The organism is Neoroseomonas soli (assembly GCF_018129065.1).
GTDB classification, from domain to species: Bacteria; Pseudomonadota; Alphaproteobacteria; order Acetobacterales; family Acetobacteraceae; genus Neoroseomonas; species Neoroseomonas soli.
This window is the reverse complement of sequence record NZ_JAAEDM010000012.1, coordinates 1-13,377: the sequence shown is the minus strand read 5'-3', so window position 1 is coordinate 13,377 and position 13,377 is coordinate 1. Positions and strand designations below refer to the sequence as shown.

13 protein-coding genes and 1 pseudogene are annotated in these 13,377 nt (G+C 71.2%); 10 read left to right on the top strand and 4 right to left on the bottom strand.

What is annotated here, in order from left to right:
* Positions 1–3 precede the first annotated feature (3 nt).
* Together GXW76_RS06820 and GXW76_RS06815 are read left to right on the top strand one after the other, a co-directional pair.
* Positions 4–1,410, top strand: a complete 1,407-nt coding sequence (locus GXW76_RS06820; RefSeq protein WP_211861250.1) for a homospermidine synthase — start codon at positions 4–6, stop codon at positions 1,408–1,410.
* Between the two features lie 178 nt (positions 1,411–1,588).
* On the top strand, positions 1,589–3,289 hold the full coding sequence (locus GXW76_RS06815; RefSeq protein ID WP_211861249.1) for an acyl-CoA dehydrogenase family protein: 1,701 nt from the start codon (positions 1,589–1,591) through the stop codon (positions 3,287–3,289).
* A 69-nt stretch (positions 3,290–3,358) separates the two neighbouring features.
* On the opposite strand, the gene GXW76_RS06810 is transcribed toward GXW76_RS06815, so the two are convergent.
* Positions 3,359–3,841, bottom strand: coding sequence for an STY0301 family protein (locus tag GXW76_RS06810; protein WP_211861248.1), 483 nt, complete (start codon positions 3,839–3,841; stop codon positions 3,359–3,361).
* Between the two features lie 108 nt (positions 3,842–3,949).
* On the bottom strand, positions 3,950–4,894 hold the full coding sequence (locus GXW76_RS06805) for a mitochondrial fission ELM1 family protein (RefSeq protein ID WP_211861247.1): 945 nt from the start codon (positions 4,892–4,894) through the stop codon (positions 3,950–3,952).
* A 63-nt stretch (positions 4,895–4,957) separates the two neighbouring features.
* On the opposite strand from GXW76_RS06805, the gene GXW76_RS06800 reads away from it, so the two are divergent.
* The 8 genes from GXW76_RS06800 (at position 4,958) to GXW76_RS06765 (ending at position 10,896) form a co-directional block, all read left to right on the top strand.
* Positions 4,958–5,680, top strand: coding sequence for an orotate phosphoribosyltransferase (locus tag GXW76_RS06800; protein WP_211861246.1), 723 nt, complete (start codon positions 4,958–4,960; stop codon positions 5,678–5,680).
* The gene (locus GXW76_RS06795; protein WP_211861245.1) at positions 5,677–7,326 is read left to right on the top strand and encodes a peptide ABC transporter substrate-binding protein; all 1,650 of its coding nucleotides are present in this window, start codon (positions 5,677–5,679) and stop codon (positions 7,324–7,326) included. Before GXW76_RS06800 ends, GXW76_RS06795 begins: the two co-directional genes overlap by 4 nt.
* On the top strand, positions 7,326–7,730 hold the full coding sequence (locus tag GXW76_RS06790; protein ID WP_211861244.1) for a VOC family protein: 405 nt from the start codon (positions 7,326–7,328) through the stop codon (positions 7,728–7,730). Before GXW76_RS06795 ends, GXW76_RS06790 begins: the two co-directional genes overlap by 1 nt.
* Entirely contained in the window at positions 7,727–8,038 is a 312-nt protein-coding gene (locus GXW76_RS06785; RefSeq protein WP_211861243.1) for a hypothetical protein, read from the top strand. The genes GXW76_RS06790 and GXW76_RS06785 overlap by 4 nt, the downstream gene beginning before the upstream one ends.
* A 109-nt stretch (positions 8,039–8,147) precedes the next feature.
* A complete protein-coding gene (locus GXW76_RS06780) occupies positions 8,148–9,071 on the top strand; it encodes an ABC transporter permease (protein WP_338150903.1) in 924 nt (307 codons plus the stop codon).
* Positions 9,068–9,904 (top strand): ABC transporter permease, encoded by an 837-nt coding sequence (locus tag GXW76_RS06775; protein ID WP_211861241.1) that lies wholly within the window; start codon positions 9,068–9,070, stop codon positions 9,902–9,904. The genes GXW76_RS06780 and GXW76_RS06775 overlap by 4 nt, the downstream gene beginning before the upstream one ends.
* 135 nt (positions 9,905–10,039) lie before the next feature.
* Entirely contained in the window at positions 10,040–10,432 is a 393-nt protein-coding gene (locus GXW76_RS06770; RefSeq protein ID WP_211861240.1) for a hypothetical protein, read from the top strand.
* Between the two features lie 140 nt (positions 10,433–10,572).
* Positions 10,573–10,896 carry a hypothetical protein gene (locus GXW76_RS06765; RefSeq protein ID WP_211861239.1) on the top strand — a complete coding sequence of 108 codons (324 nt, stop codon included), beginning with the start codon at positions 10,573–10,575 and terminating at the stop codon, positions 10,894–10,896.
* 75 nt (positions 10,897–10,971) lie between these two features.
* Here GXW76_RS06765 and GXW76_RS06760 read toward each other — a convergent pair whose 3' ends face one another.
* Both GXW76_RS06760 and GXW76_RS06755 read right to left on the bottom strand, forming a co-directional pair.
* Positions 10,972–12,933, bottom strand: a complete 1,962-nt coding sequence (locus tag GXW76_RS06760) for a PhoX family protein (protein WP_211861238.1) — start codon at positions 12,931–12,933, stop codon at positions 10,972–10,974.
* A gap of 90 nt (positions 12,934–13,023) precedes the next feature.
* A pseudogene (locus GXW76_RS06755) lies at positions 13,024–13,377 on the bottom strand (PhoX family protein); the annotation flags it as partial.

Here is a 13,377-nt window from a genome sequence, read left to right as displayed (position 1 = left end):
ACGATGAAGCACGCCGCCTTCGACGGCCGCTTGGTGATGCTCGGCTTCGGCTCGATCGGCCAGGGCGTCCTGCCCCTGGTCCTGCGCCACATCGACATGCCGAAGGACCGGATCGAGATCGTCACCGCCGATGACCGCGGCGTGGCGATCGCGGCCGAGTACGGCATCCCGCACACCATCCTGCCGCTGACGCGGGAGAACTACGAGACCGTCCTGCGCGGCCGGCTGTCGAAGGGCGACTTCCTGCTGAACCTGTCGGTGGACGTGTCTTCCGTCGCGCTCATCAACCTGTGCCGCGAGATCGGGGCGCTCTACCTCGACACCTGCGTCGAGCCCTGGGCAGGCGGCTACACCGACCCGTCGCTGACGCCCTCCCAGCGGACCAACTACGCGCTGCGCGAGAGCATGGTCGCGCTCAAGAACCGGCCTGGCCCGACCGCGGTGACGACGCATGGCGCGAATCCGGGCCTGGTCTCCCATTTCGTGAAGCAGGCGATGCTCGATGTCGCGCGCGACACCGGCCATGCCGTCGCCGTACCCACGACGCGGGAAGGCTGGGCTGCGCTCGCGCACGACCTCGGCGTGAAGGTCATCCACATCGCCGAGCGCGACACGCAGGTCGCCACCGGCCGTCCCAAGAAGCGTGGTGAGTTCGTCAACACCTGGTCGATCGACGGCTTCACCGGGGAAGGCTGCCAGCCCGCCGAACTCGGCTGGGGCACGCATGAGAAGACGATGCCGGCCGACGGCAAGCGCCACGATTTCGGCTGCGACGCCGGGATCTACCTGATGCGGCCGGGCGCCTCGACGCTCGTGCGGTCCTGGACGCCGCTGGAAGGGCCGATGCATTCCTTCCTGATCACGCACAACGAGAGCATCTCGCTCGCCGACTACTTCACGCTGCGCGACGCGAAGGGCCACGTGGTCTATCGCCCGACCGCGCACTACGCCTACCACCCCTGCGACGACGCCGTGCTGTCGATGCACGAGTTCGCCGGGAAGAACTGGGAACTGCAGTCCGAGAAGCGCCTGATGATGGAGGAGATCACCTCCGGCACGGACGAACTCGGCGTGCTGCTGATGGGGCATGCGAAGGGCGCCTACTGGTACGGCTCCCGCTTGACGATCGAGCAGGCGCGCGCGCTGGCGCCGCACAACAATGCGACCTCGCTGCAGGTCTGCGTCGCCGTGCTCGCCGGCATGGTCCATGCCATCGAGAACCCGGATGCCGGCGTGACGGAATCCGACGAACTCGACCACGCGCGGGCGCTCGAGATCTGCTTCCCCTACCTGGGCGAGATGGCGGGGGTCTATTCCGACTGGACCCCGTTGCAGGACCGCGGGGCGCTGTTCCCGGAGGAGATCGATACCTCCTGCCCGTGGCAGTTCGCGAACTTCCGCGTCGTGTGACGTGCCGCGGAGAGGGGCGCCGCCCCTCTCCGCACCTCACCCCGCAAAGGACCGAAAGGCCCTTTGAACCCGTGGTTTCCAAAGGCCTTTCGGCCTTTGGCGGGTGGGGTGTAGGGAGGGCAGAGCCCTCCCCAAGACCGTGGCGCCGGGCGTATCCTGCCCCAAACAGGAGACGCCGATGACCATCATCCGCCCCAACCGCCCCGCCCCCGTGGGTGCCGAGGCCGTCCCCGACAGCCACGGGCTGAACCTGTACCGCGCGGACCCGGCGCTCGCGGCGCTGCTGCCGCTCTACCTGCCACGCGACCTGCTGGATCACCTGGCGCCGCATCTCGACCGGCTGGGGGGCCTCGCGGGCGGCCGGCTGGCGGACCTCGCCACGACCGCGGACGTGAACCCGCCCGTGTTGCAGATGCGCACGCGACGCGGGGAGGACAGCCAGTCCATCGACTACCACCCCGCCTACCGGGAGATGGAGCGCGTCGCCTTCGGCGAGTACGGCCTTGCGGCCCTGTCGCACCGCGGCGGCGTGCTGGACTGGCCGAAGCCCATGCCGGCGGCGGCGAAATACGCCATCACCTATCTTTTCGTGCAGGCGGAATTCGGCCTGTGCTGCCCGGTCTCGATGACCGACAGCCTGACGCGCACGCTGCGCAAGTTCGGCGCGCCGGACCTCATCGACCGCTATCTTCCCGCGCTGACTTCGCAGGACCTCGACGACCTGTACCAGGGCGCGATGTTCATGACCGAACAGGGCGCGGGCTCGGACATCTCCAACACCGCCGTCACGGCCGCGCCGAACGCGGACGGCTCCTGGGCGCTGACCGGCGACAAGTGGTTCTGCTCCAACGCCGATGCCGAACTCGCGATGGTGCTGGCGCGGCCGGAAGGAGCGCCGGCGGGGATCAAGGGCGTCTCGCTCTTCCTGCTGCCGCGCACGCTGCCGGACGGCACGGCCAACCGCTACCGCATCGTGCGGCTGAAGGAAAAGCTCGGCACGCGGTCGATGGCCTCGGGCGAAATCAGGCTGGAAGGCGCCACCGCCTGGATGATCGGCGAGCCCGGCGCGGGCATGCGGCAGATGGCCGACATGGTGAACAATTCCCGCCTGTCGAACGGCGTGCGCGCGGCCGGGATGATGCGGAAGGCGGTGACCGAGGCGCTCTACATCGCCCATCGCCGCATCGCCTTCGGCACGCCGATCGTGGCCCTGCCGCTGATGCGGCGGCAACTCGCGAAGATGCTGGTGCGAGCCGAGCAGGCGCGCAGCATGGTGTTCCAGACCGCCGAGGCGCTGCGCCGTTCCGATGCCGGCGAGCCCGGCGCCTATGCCCTGCTGCGCATCCTGACGCCGCTGCTGAAGTTCCGCGCCTGCCGCGATGCGCGCGTCGTAACCGGCGATGCAATGGAAGTGCGCGGCGGCTGCGGCTACATCGAGGACTTCCCGGATGCCCGGCTGGTGCGGGACGCGCATCTCGGCTCGATCTGGGAAGGCACGAGCAACATCGTCGCGCTCGACGTGCTGCGCGCCGCCCAGCGCGAGGGCTCGCTCGAGGCGCTGGAAGCGCATCTCGCCGAGTTGCGCGCCGCGACGCCGGATCCGCTGCCGCATCTCGAAGACGCCAGCGCGCGCGCCTTCGCCCTCGCGCGCCATGCGGGCGGCGAAGGCGGGCCGGTTCTCGCGCGGCAGGCGGGGACGGCGCTCTACAACGTCGCGTCCGCGACCGCGATGGCGTGGGAAGCGGCGATCGCGGGGCAGCCGGAGCGGCGCCACCTCGCCGCGATGGTGCTGGCGCACCGCGTGCTGCCGCGCGATCCGCTCGCCGCCTCGGAGCAGGACATCCCGGATGCGCTGCTGCCGGACCCCGGCCCCGCCTGAGCAGCGGTTCCCAAAGGCCCTTTGGCGGGCGCGGTCCGGGGAGGGCGGCGCCCTTCCCGGACCGTGCCGTCACCTGCAGACCACCCGCACCTGTTCCGGGCCGCTGACGAAGCGCCCGTGCCGCATGCCGCGGCTGTTCTCGCGGAAGGACGTCACCTCGCATTGCTTCGCGGCCGGCGGCACCGCAGCCATGATTCCGGATTCCAGCCCTTCATATCGGCAGACCAGGCGATACGGCTGCTGGTTGCCGCCGAGGTCCCACCATTCCCGCCTGGTGCGCGGGTCTGCGTCGGGCCGGAGTTGCACGCGGTCGGCGGGGTCGCCCTCGAAGAGGTCCGCGCCCCGCAGCCAGTGGCGCTGGCGTTCCGGGCGCACTTCCCAGCCCATGGGGACGCGGATGCGGTCGCCGGATTCCACCTCGATGGAGGGCGGGCAGGCGATGAGCGGGACGGCGGCTGGCGGGGCGGGACGTGCAGGGCGGCGCTGCGGCTCCTGGGCGGCAGCGCCGGCAGCGGACACGCCGAGCAGGGCGATAGCGAGGGCAAGGCGCATGGCGTCGGATCCTCCGGTGCCCGCCCCGTGCGGTTGGCGTCCCGCCACGGCCGGGCCTGCAGCATCTTCGGCCGAGGGGCGCCGCCGTGCCAGCCCGGTACTTCGTCCTCAGCCCGCGAGCATCCGTTCGGCCACCTCGAAGGCGACGCGGCCGGTCTCGTCGAGCGGTTCGCGGGCGAAGGGCGTCGGCGCGTCGTCGAGCGGGCGGGCCTGGCGGGCGGCGTAGATGCTCTCGTGCAGGCGGTGGTGGCGTTCGCCGAGGCCGCCGGGGTCGGCGATGAAGACCGGCGCGCGGGTCGCCAGCGCCTCGGAGATCATGGAGACGGAATCGCCCGTGACCACCACCGCATCCGCCCAGGCGAGCATGCCGGCGTAGGGATTGCGGCCGCCCTCGACCCATCGGTGCAGGTGATGCGGCAGTGGGGCGAGCGCCTCGGCCACCGCCGATTCCGCCGGCCGGCCCGTGCGGCGGGAGCCGGTGGCGAGCACGCTGCCGGCAAAGCCCGCCACATGGCGGGCGATGGAGGCGGCGGTCTCGGGGGCCATACCCTGCGCACGGGGCGGGCCGCCGAGGAGCAGCGCGACCCGCGGGCCGGGGAATGCGCCGAACATGCCCCATTCCTCCCGCGCCGCGGCGAGCCGCGCGGGCGACATGCGATGGGCGGCGCCCAGAATGGGCAGGATGTTGGGGGCCTCGGGCGGCGAATCGTGGCGCCCCACGACCAGCAGGCCGAAGCGGTCCTGCCCGAAGCGCGGGCGCATGCAATGGACGGTGCGGACCCCGCGCCGCGCCAGCCAGAGGGCCACCGAAGCGCTGCGGCGCCCGGCGGAGATGGCGATGTCGGGCCAGGGTTCGGCGAATTCCCGCCTGGCGGACTGGGTCAGCCCGGCCAGGGTGGCCCAGCGCAGGGGCAGCCTGGCCATCGGCCCCCATTCCAGGGGAACGATCCGGAAGGGCCGGCCCAGACGCTCGGCGATGCCCAGCGCCTGCGCGGCGGTCCCCGCCCGGGGGTCGGCCAGCACCCAGATGCGGCCGGCGGCCGCCTCCGTCATGGACGCCGCCCCTTCCGCCGACTACCAGAGGGGGGAACGGGACCACCACCAGGACGAACCGACATGACCGCGCTGCACGCCTCCGACTGGGACCGCGACGCCGCCCTGACCACCGCGCGCATCCTGCTCGAGATCAAGGCCGTCAACTTCCGCCCCGAGGAGCCCTACACCTTCACGAGCGGCTGGAAGAGCCCCGTCTACATCGATTGCCGCAAGATCATCTCCTTCCCCCGCGCGCGCAACCGCATCATGGAACTGGGGGTCGAGAAGATCGGCCGGCACGTCGGCTACGAATCGATCGACATCGTGGTGGGCGGCGAGACCGCCGGCATCCCCTTCGGCGCCTGGATCGCCGACCGGATGATGGCGCCCATGGCGTACGTCCGGAAGAAGCCGAAGGGATTCGGCCGCAATGCCCTGATCGAGGGCGAGGTCCCGATCGGCCAGCGCACCCTGCTGGTCGAGGACCTGACGACCGATGGCGGGTCCAAGATCCGCTTCGCCAATGCGCTGCGCGAGGCAGGGGCGATCTGCGACCACACCTTCGTGGTGTTCTACTACGGCGTCTTCCCGGGCTCCTTCGAGAAACTGAAGGACATGGGGCTGAACCTGCACCACCTCTGCACCTGGTGGGACGTGCTCGAGGTCTGCCGCGAGCGGCCGTATTTCAGCGAGGCGGCGCTCAAGGAAGTGCGGAAGTTCCTGGAGGATCCGGTGAGCTGGTCCAAGGCGCATGGCGGCATCGGCAGCGCGGAGGAGGCGAAGCCGAAGGACGCCGTCGAATGATGCTGCGCGCCGCCGCGCTGTTCCTGGCGCTGGCGGCGCCCGCCGCCGCGCAGCCGCGCGACACGCTCACCATCGGCATCACGCAGTATCCTTCGACCTTCCACCCCAATATCGAGAACATGGCCGCGAAGTCCTACGTGCTGGGCTTCGCGCGCCGTCCGCTCACCGCCTATGGCGCCGACTGGCGCCTTGCCTGCCTGTCCTGCGAAACCCTGCCGAGCCTCGAGAACGGCGGCGCGGTGCGGGAGACGACGCCCGAGGGCAAGCCCGGCATCCGCGTCACCTACCGTCTGCGCGAAGGGCTGCGCTGGGGCGACGGCACGCCCGTTTCCGCGGAGGACCTGCGCTTCGCCTGGGAAGCGGGGCGCGAGGCGGCGACCGGCTTCGGCCCCGCCGAATACTACCGCAGCGCCTATGAACTGATCGTCGAGGACCCGCGCACGGTCACCATCCGCTTCGATCGCGTGACCTTCGAATACGCCTCGGCCGGCGATTTCCAGCCCCTGCCCGCGCATGTCGAGCGCGCCCGCTGGCGGGCCGACCCACGCGCCTACCGCACCCGCACCGCCTACGACACCGAGACGACGAATCCGGCACTGTGGAACGGGCCGTATCGCATTGCCGCGGTGCAGCCGGGCGCCTCGGTGACGCTGGAGCGCAACGCGTCGTGGTCGGGCGCTGCCCCGCAATTCCGCCGCATCACCATCCGCACGGTCGAGAACACGCCGGCGCTGGAAGCACAGCTGCTCGCGGGCCAGGTGGACATGATCGCGGGGGAACTCGGCCTGCCGCTGGAACAGGCCATCGCGCTGGAACGCCGCACCGGCACGCGCTTCCGTATCACCTACCGGCCGGGGCTGATCTACGAGCACCTCGACGTCCGCCACGACCATCCGGCGCTGTCGGATCGACGCGTGCGGCAGGCGCTGCTGCTCGCGACCGACCGCGCGCAGATCACCGAACGCCTTTTCGCCGGCCGGCAGCCGATCGCGGATACCAGCGTCAATCCGCTCGACCCGATGCATGATGCGGATGTGCGGCGCTGGCCCTTCGACCTCGTGCGCGCCCGCGCGCTGCTGGACGAGGCCGGCTGGACGCCGGGCCCCGACGGCGTCCGCCGCAACGCTGCGGGCGAACGCCTGTCGCTGGAATTCATGACCACCGCCGGCAACCGTGGTCGCGAAGCCGTGCAGCAGGTGCTGCAAGGCATGTGGCGGCAGGCGGGGATCGAGGCGCGCATCAGGAACGAGCCGCCGCGCGTGCTCTTCGCCGAGACACTGTCGCGCCGCCGCTTCCAGGGCCTCGCGCTGTTCGCCTGGATCAGCGCGCCGGAGAGCGTGCCGCGGTCGGCGCTGCATTCGGACGAGATCCCGCGCGAGGACCGCAACTGGTCCGGCCAGAATTACGGCGGCTACCGCAACCCTGAGATGGACGTGCTGACCCACGCCATCCCCGAGGAACTCGACCCCGCGAGGCGCCGCGAGATGTGGCGCCGCCTGCAGGCGATCTATGCCGAGGATCTTCCGGCCATCCCGCTGTGGTTCCGCGCCGACGCGCATGTCTGGCCGCAATGGCTGGAGGGCGTGCGGCCGACGGGGCATCTCAACGCATCGACCCTCTGGGCGGAGGAATGGCGGGCGCGCTGATGCTGGACCATGTTTCCATCACCGTGAGCGACCTGCCGCGCGCGGCACGCTTCTACGACGCGGTGATGGCGGCGCTGCGCGTGCCTTGCGTGAACCGGTCGGCGGAAGCGATCGGCTACGGCATCCGCAACCGCGCCGATGACGACGGCCACACCTACATCAGCATCCGTGCGGCGGATGGGCCCGTCCACGCGGATCGCCGCCACTGGTGTTTCCGCGCGCCGAATCGTGCGGCGGTGGATGCGTTCCATGCGGCCGGGTTGGCGCATGGCGGCGCGGATGACGGTGCGCCCGGCCTCCGCCCTCACTACCACGCGCATTACTACGCTGCCTTCCTGTTGGACCCGGATGGCAATCGCGTGGAAGCGGTCTGCCACCGCGCTGTCGCCAATGTTGCGCGATGACGTCCTTCGTCGCATTCGCGGTCGCGAACCTTACTTTGCAGGTCGCCGGAAATTTCGTCATCGCGCATCGCTCCTGGCGGCGCACCGACAGAACAGTCCCATTTCTCTCCTTCTGGGAGGTCGCGAACCGACCGCTCTCACACCTTTGGGGCGACGATGCCTTCATGTGGCCCGGCACGCTTGACCCGCAGATCGCTCGATACTGGCGGGCGAAAGCGGCTCACGCCTTTCGCCACCTGACGGCGTTCTTTGCGCTACACCTCAGCTTGGCCACGGCCATCGTCGTGTCGGGCCTGCTCGGTTCATGAAACCTCGAGACGATGTCCCCGAGTTCTGGTTCCCAAAGGCCTTTTGGCTTTTGATGGGGAGGATCCGGGAGGGGCAAGGCCACTCCCGTGATCGCGCTTCATGAGGCGGATGCTGCTCACCCGCGTGCTGCAGATCGCGCTGACGCTCGCGATCCTCTCCTTCTGCGCCTTCGCCCTGATCGCGCTCATGCCCGGCGACCCGATCGAGGTCGCCATCGCCGGCGACCCACGTCTAACCGCCGAGGACGCCGCGCGCCTACGCGCCCTGCACGGCCTCGATCGTCCCTTCCCCGAACGCTACCTCGCCTGGGCCACGGGCCTGCTGCAGGGCGAGTTCGGCTATTCGCGGCTCTTCGCCCAGCCTGTCGCGGCATTGCTCGGTCCGGCGCTGCTCTCCACCGTCGCACTTGCCGGCAGCGCACTGACGATCGCGCTGGCCCTCGGCATCGCACTCGGCGCGCTCTCCGCGTCGCGGCCGCGCACGGCGCCGGCAGTGGATGCGATCGCCGTCATGGGCCAGGCCATGCCGACCTTCTGGCTCGGCATTCTTCTCATCATCGCCTTCGCCGTGACGCTCGGTTGGCTGCCGGCGGGCGGCGTCGCAGAAGCAGGCGCGGGCCTACACTACCTCGTGCTGCCCGTGGCGACGCTCGCGATCGCCCATCTCGCCGCCTACGCGCGCCATTCCGCCGCGAGCCTCGAAGCCACGCTGACCGAACCCTGGATACGCACCGCCCGCGCGCGCGGCGCGCCGGAGCGCATCGTGCTGTGGCGCCACGCCTTCCCGAACGCGGCCCTGCCGGTGCTGCAGATCGCGGCGCTGGATGCCGGCGCGCTCGCCGGTGGCGCGCTCGTGACGGAAACCGTCTTCGCGCGGCCGGGCATGGGCAAGCTGCTCTACGACGCGGTGATGGGCAACGACACCAACCTCGCGCTGGTCGCGCTGCTGCTGGTCGCGCTGGTGACGATGCTCGCGACGCTCGCCGCCGACCTGGCGCAGCGCGCCCTCGACCCCAGGCTGCGCGAGCGATGACGCGGCTTCGCCTCGGCCTCGCGATCCTGCTGCTGCTCGCGCTTGCCGCGGCGGCGGCGCCCTTCGTCGCCGGCGCGCTGGGGCACGACCCCTTCGCGCCCGACCTGCTGGTACGCTTCGAGCCGCCTTCCGCCGCGCATCCGCTCGGCACGGACGATCTCGGGCGGGACATCCTGACGCGGTTGCTCTACGGCGCGCGGGTCTCGCTCGCGGTCGGGCTGGCCGCCGCACTGGCGGCGACGGTGATCGGCACCGCTGCCGGGGTCTTCGCCGCCTGGCGCGGCGGCGCGGCGGATGCGCTGGTGATGCGGCTCGCCGACTTCATGCTCGCGCTGCCGGCGCTGCCGCTGCTGGTGCTGCTCGCCGCCGCCGACCCTTCCCGCATCGGCCTGCCGGCGCGCGGGGAAGCCACGGGCGACGTGCTGCGCATCGTCGTCATCCTCGCGCTCTTCGGCTGGATTGGGGTGGCGCGGCTGGCGCGGGCGGCGGCGCTCACCACCCTGTCGCGCGACCATGTCCGCGCCGCACGGGCGCTGGGCGCGACCGAGGCGCGCGTCCTCTGCCGCCACGTGCTGCCGGCGCTGCTGCCGCCCGTTGCGGTGGCCACAGCGCTCGCGGTGGCGGGGGCGATCCTCGCCGAATCGACGCTGTCCTTCCTCGGCCTGGGCATCAGCCCGCCGGCGCCCTCCTGGGGGAACATGCTCGCCAACGCGCAGGAACTGGTGTTCAGCGCGCCCTGGGCGGCGGTCTGGCCGGGACTCGCCATCATGGTGACGGTCGCCGGCTGCACCCTGGTGGCCGACGGCCTCCGCGGTCGGCGCCGCGGAGGTTGACCGCGAAGCGCCGCGTGGCTTTGCCGCGGGCGGCTTGTTCCGGATCAAGGCAGGCGCTAACGGGCAAGTCGATGCTAAAAAGATGAGCCGGAACGCCCGGCCCAACACCGCCAGCCACGGAAAGCGGGACAGACCATGCCGTATACGCCCCTCTCGAAATCCATGATGGACCTGCTCTCGCACATCAGCCTGCCGGCGGCGGGGAATGCGGTGCCGGGCGCCGATGCACCGCTCACCGACCCGGCCACGCCGCTGACCAAGCCGGTCGATGGGGCCCACGGCCTGCTCGACACCCTGCTGGCCGAGGTCGAGGCAGACCTGCGCGAGGGCCGCAACCCGGCCGCCGGCACCGCGCTCGGCCTGGTCGGGACGCGGGTGAGCCTTGATGCGGTGCGCGGCGTGGCCCCGCCCCGCCATGTCGAATGGCTCGCCGCCCATCTGCGCACCGCGGCCCGCGAGATGGCCGAGGGGCATCCGGGCAAGGCGCTCAAGGCAGTACGGCTGGCCCGCCTTGCGCTCCGTACGTGATCGAACATGACATATCAGTCATTTATCGGATAATCCTCCGATAGCACTGGAGGCGTAGGAATACGCTCAAGGTAGCGGGTCCCCCCGACCGTGCCGACCGAAGCTTCCTGGTCCTATCGGGCGAAAGGGTATCCGCAGCCATGTTCCGAGCCTTCCTCCTCGCCGCCGGCCTTGTCCTGGCCATCGGCACGCTCAGCCCCGCCGACGCGGCGCGCAGCCGTTCGCGCGCGGCCGGCACCGAAGCGACCGCTGCCTCGACCGAGGCGCCGGCCGCCAGTTCTTCCCGCCGTACCCGGCGCGCCGAGGCGAACCGCCAGCGCCGCAGCCGCGGCGAGGCCTCCTCCACCCGCCGTTCGCGCGGCGAGGCTTCGGCTTCCCGCCAGCGTCGCGGCACGCAGCACGCCTCGGCTTCGGGCCGCCGCGGCTCTCGCTCGGCCGCTGCGCCGGCGACCGAAACGCAGTGATGTTCGGCTGAAGCGCCGAACGACGAAGGGGGGCCTCACGGCCCCCCTTTTTCTGTGCGGCGATGGTGACGGGGATCAGTCCCCGATCACGCCGCCATCCTTCTTCACGATGGCGATGACCGAAGGCCGCGGCGGCACGCCGTCCTGGAAGTCCGGCCAGCGCGTGGAGGGCCGCTCGAATGTCGATCCGGGATCCTCGCCGGGGTGCTGGATCGCAAGGAAGATCGTGCGGTTGTCCGGCGTGAAGCACGGGCCGCACACCTCCGCCCCCGTCGGCGCCTGGTAGAAGAGGCGCGTCAGCGCACGGCCATAGCCCGTCGTATCCGCCGCATAGAGCCCATCCGCCACGCCGGCGTTCTCGGGCGAGCCATCGGTCGCGATCCAGATTCGCCCCCTGCTGTCGAAGGCACAGTTGTCGGGGCAGGAAAGCCAGCCCTCGTTCGAGGTCGCACGGTGGTACTGCGCGCCGGGATCCACGCCGGGCTTGCCGGCGGCGATGAAGATGCCCCAGCGCGCCTCGGTCGCGGCGTGGTCCACGCGCCCGGTGCCGGCACCCGGGGGGATGATCTCCAGGATGTGGCCATGCACGTTGCGCGCGCGCGGATTGGCGCCGCCCGCCTGCTGGGCGGTGCGGCGGGTGTTGTTGGTCAGCATGACGTAGACGCGGCCGTTGACCGGATTGGTCTCCACGTCTTCGGGCCGGTCCATCGGCGTGGCGCCGAGCAGGTCGGCCGCGCGACGCGTCTCGATCAGCACGTCGGCCTGGCTGCGGAAGCCGTTCTGTTCCGTCAGCGGCCCCTGGCCGAAGACGAGCGGCAGCCATTCCACCTTGCCGTCCTCGTGGAACTTGCCGACGAAGAGCGTGCCCTCGTCCAGCAGGTCCCGGTTGGCGGCGCGATCGTTCGGGTTCCACGGGCGCGCGGTGACGAACTTGTAGACGTATTCGAACCGCTCATCGTCGCCCGAGTAGAAGGCGACGCGCCCATCGGCGCTGACCGCATGCGTCGCGCCCTCGTGCTTGAAGCGCCCGAGGGCTGTGCGCTTCACCGGCACGCTCTCCGGATCGTAGGGATCGAATTCGACGACCCAGCCGAAGCGGAAGGATTCGTTCGGTTCCTTCTCGACGTTGAAGCGGTCCTGATGGCGCCACCAGTTGTACCAACTGTCGGCGGAGATGCCGTAGCGGCGCATGATCGCGGCATGCGGCGTCTTCGCGGGATCGCCGCCGAAATAGCCGTTGGTGTTCTCCTCGCCCGTCAGCACCGTGCCCCAGGGCGTATTGCCGCCGGCGCAGTTGTTGAGCGTACCGAGCACGCGCATGCCGGTCGGGTCGGCGTTGGTCTTCATCCGCTCCGCGCCGGCGGCCGGGCCGGCGATGCGCATCGGGGTATCGCCGGTGATCCGGCGGTTATGGCGGCCCCCCTTCACATAGGACCAGGTGCTGCCCTCGCGCTTCACCTCCACGACCGAGAGGCCGTGCGCCATCGTCTCCGCCCGCGTCTGCGGGCCGCTCGAGCGCGTGCGCGCCTCGCGGCCCGATCCCATGCCGGGGAACATCAGGTTGGTGTTGGTGTACTCGTGGTTGACCACGAGCAGCCCGTGGTCCGCGGTGCGGCTGCCCTGGGGCAGCGGGAAGAAGTCGAGGTAGTCGCAATTGTAGCCGAACTGCTTCGCCTGCGCGGCCTCGGTCACGTTGCGGGGGTCGAAGGCCGGCGCGTCGGGCAGGACGGCGTCGCCCCACCGGATCACCAGTTGGCGCTCGTAGCCTTCGGCCACCGCGTCGGTCTGTGCCATCTGGTGGCGCAGCTCGGGGAAGGTGAGCGTGGAGGGCCCGCCTTCCTGCGGCACCGCCATCTGGGCCGAGGCATCCTCCGGCAGGGCTGCGAGCGTCGCGGCGGCGGCGGCCGCGCCCATCAGTGCGCGACGGCCGTAGCGGGCGGCAATGATCTCACCGATCGGGCGGCGCGGGTCGGGATTGGATCCGACATCCTCGGACCCGTCGATCTTCGCGTCCTGCGTCTGGTGTGTGTCCGGCATTCTTCTCTCCCGCCTCAGGTCATCGTCGCCCGCGCAGTCTGACCATGCGCGGGCGTGCCGAGGAACGGGGAAATGAATGACGTTCCCGCATCAGCGCGTGAGCGTCACCACCGTGCTCCGCGGGGGCTCCTCGGGCCGCATGTTCGGCCAGCGCGTGGCGGGCGCGTCCCAGCGCGCACCCGGCGTCGCGCCGGGATGGGCGACGGCCGCGAGCACCGTGCCATCCGGCGCCACTCCCGCGCCACCCAGCGCCGCGCCCACCGGGGCGCCGAGCACGAACTCGGGCTGTCCGCGGCCCGCGCCTTCCACCGGCACGCGGTAGAGCGCCTCCGGCAGCGCACCCGGCCGGGCGCCGCGATCCGTCCCGACCAGCAGCGCGCCATCCGTGTCGAAGCCGAGCGCGGCCGGCGCCCATGGCCAGGCGGGCGCTGCGCTTGCCTGCCC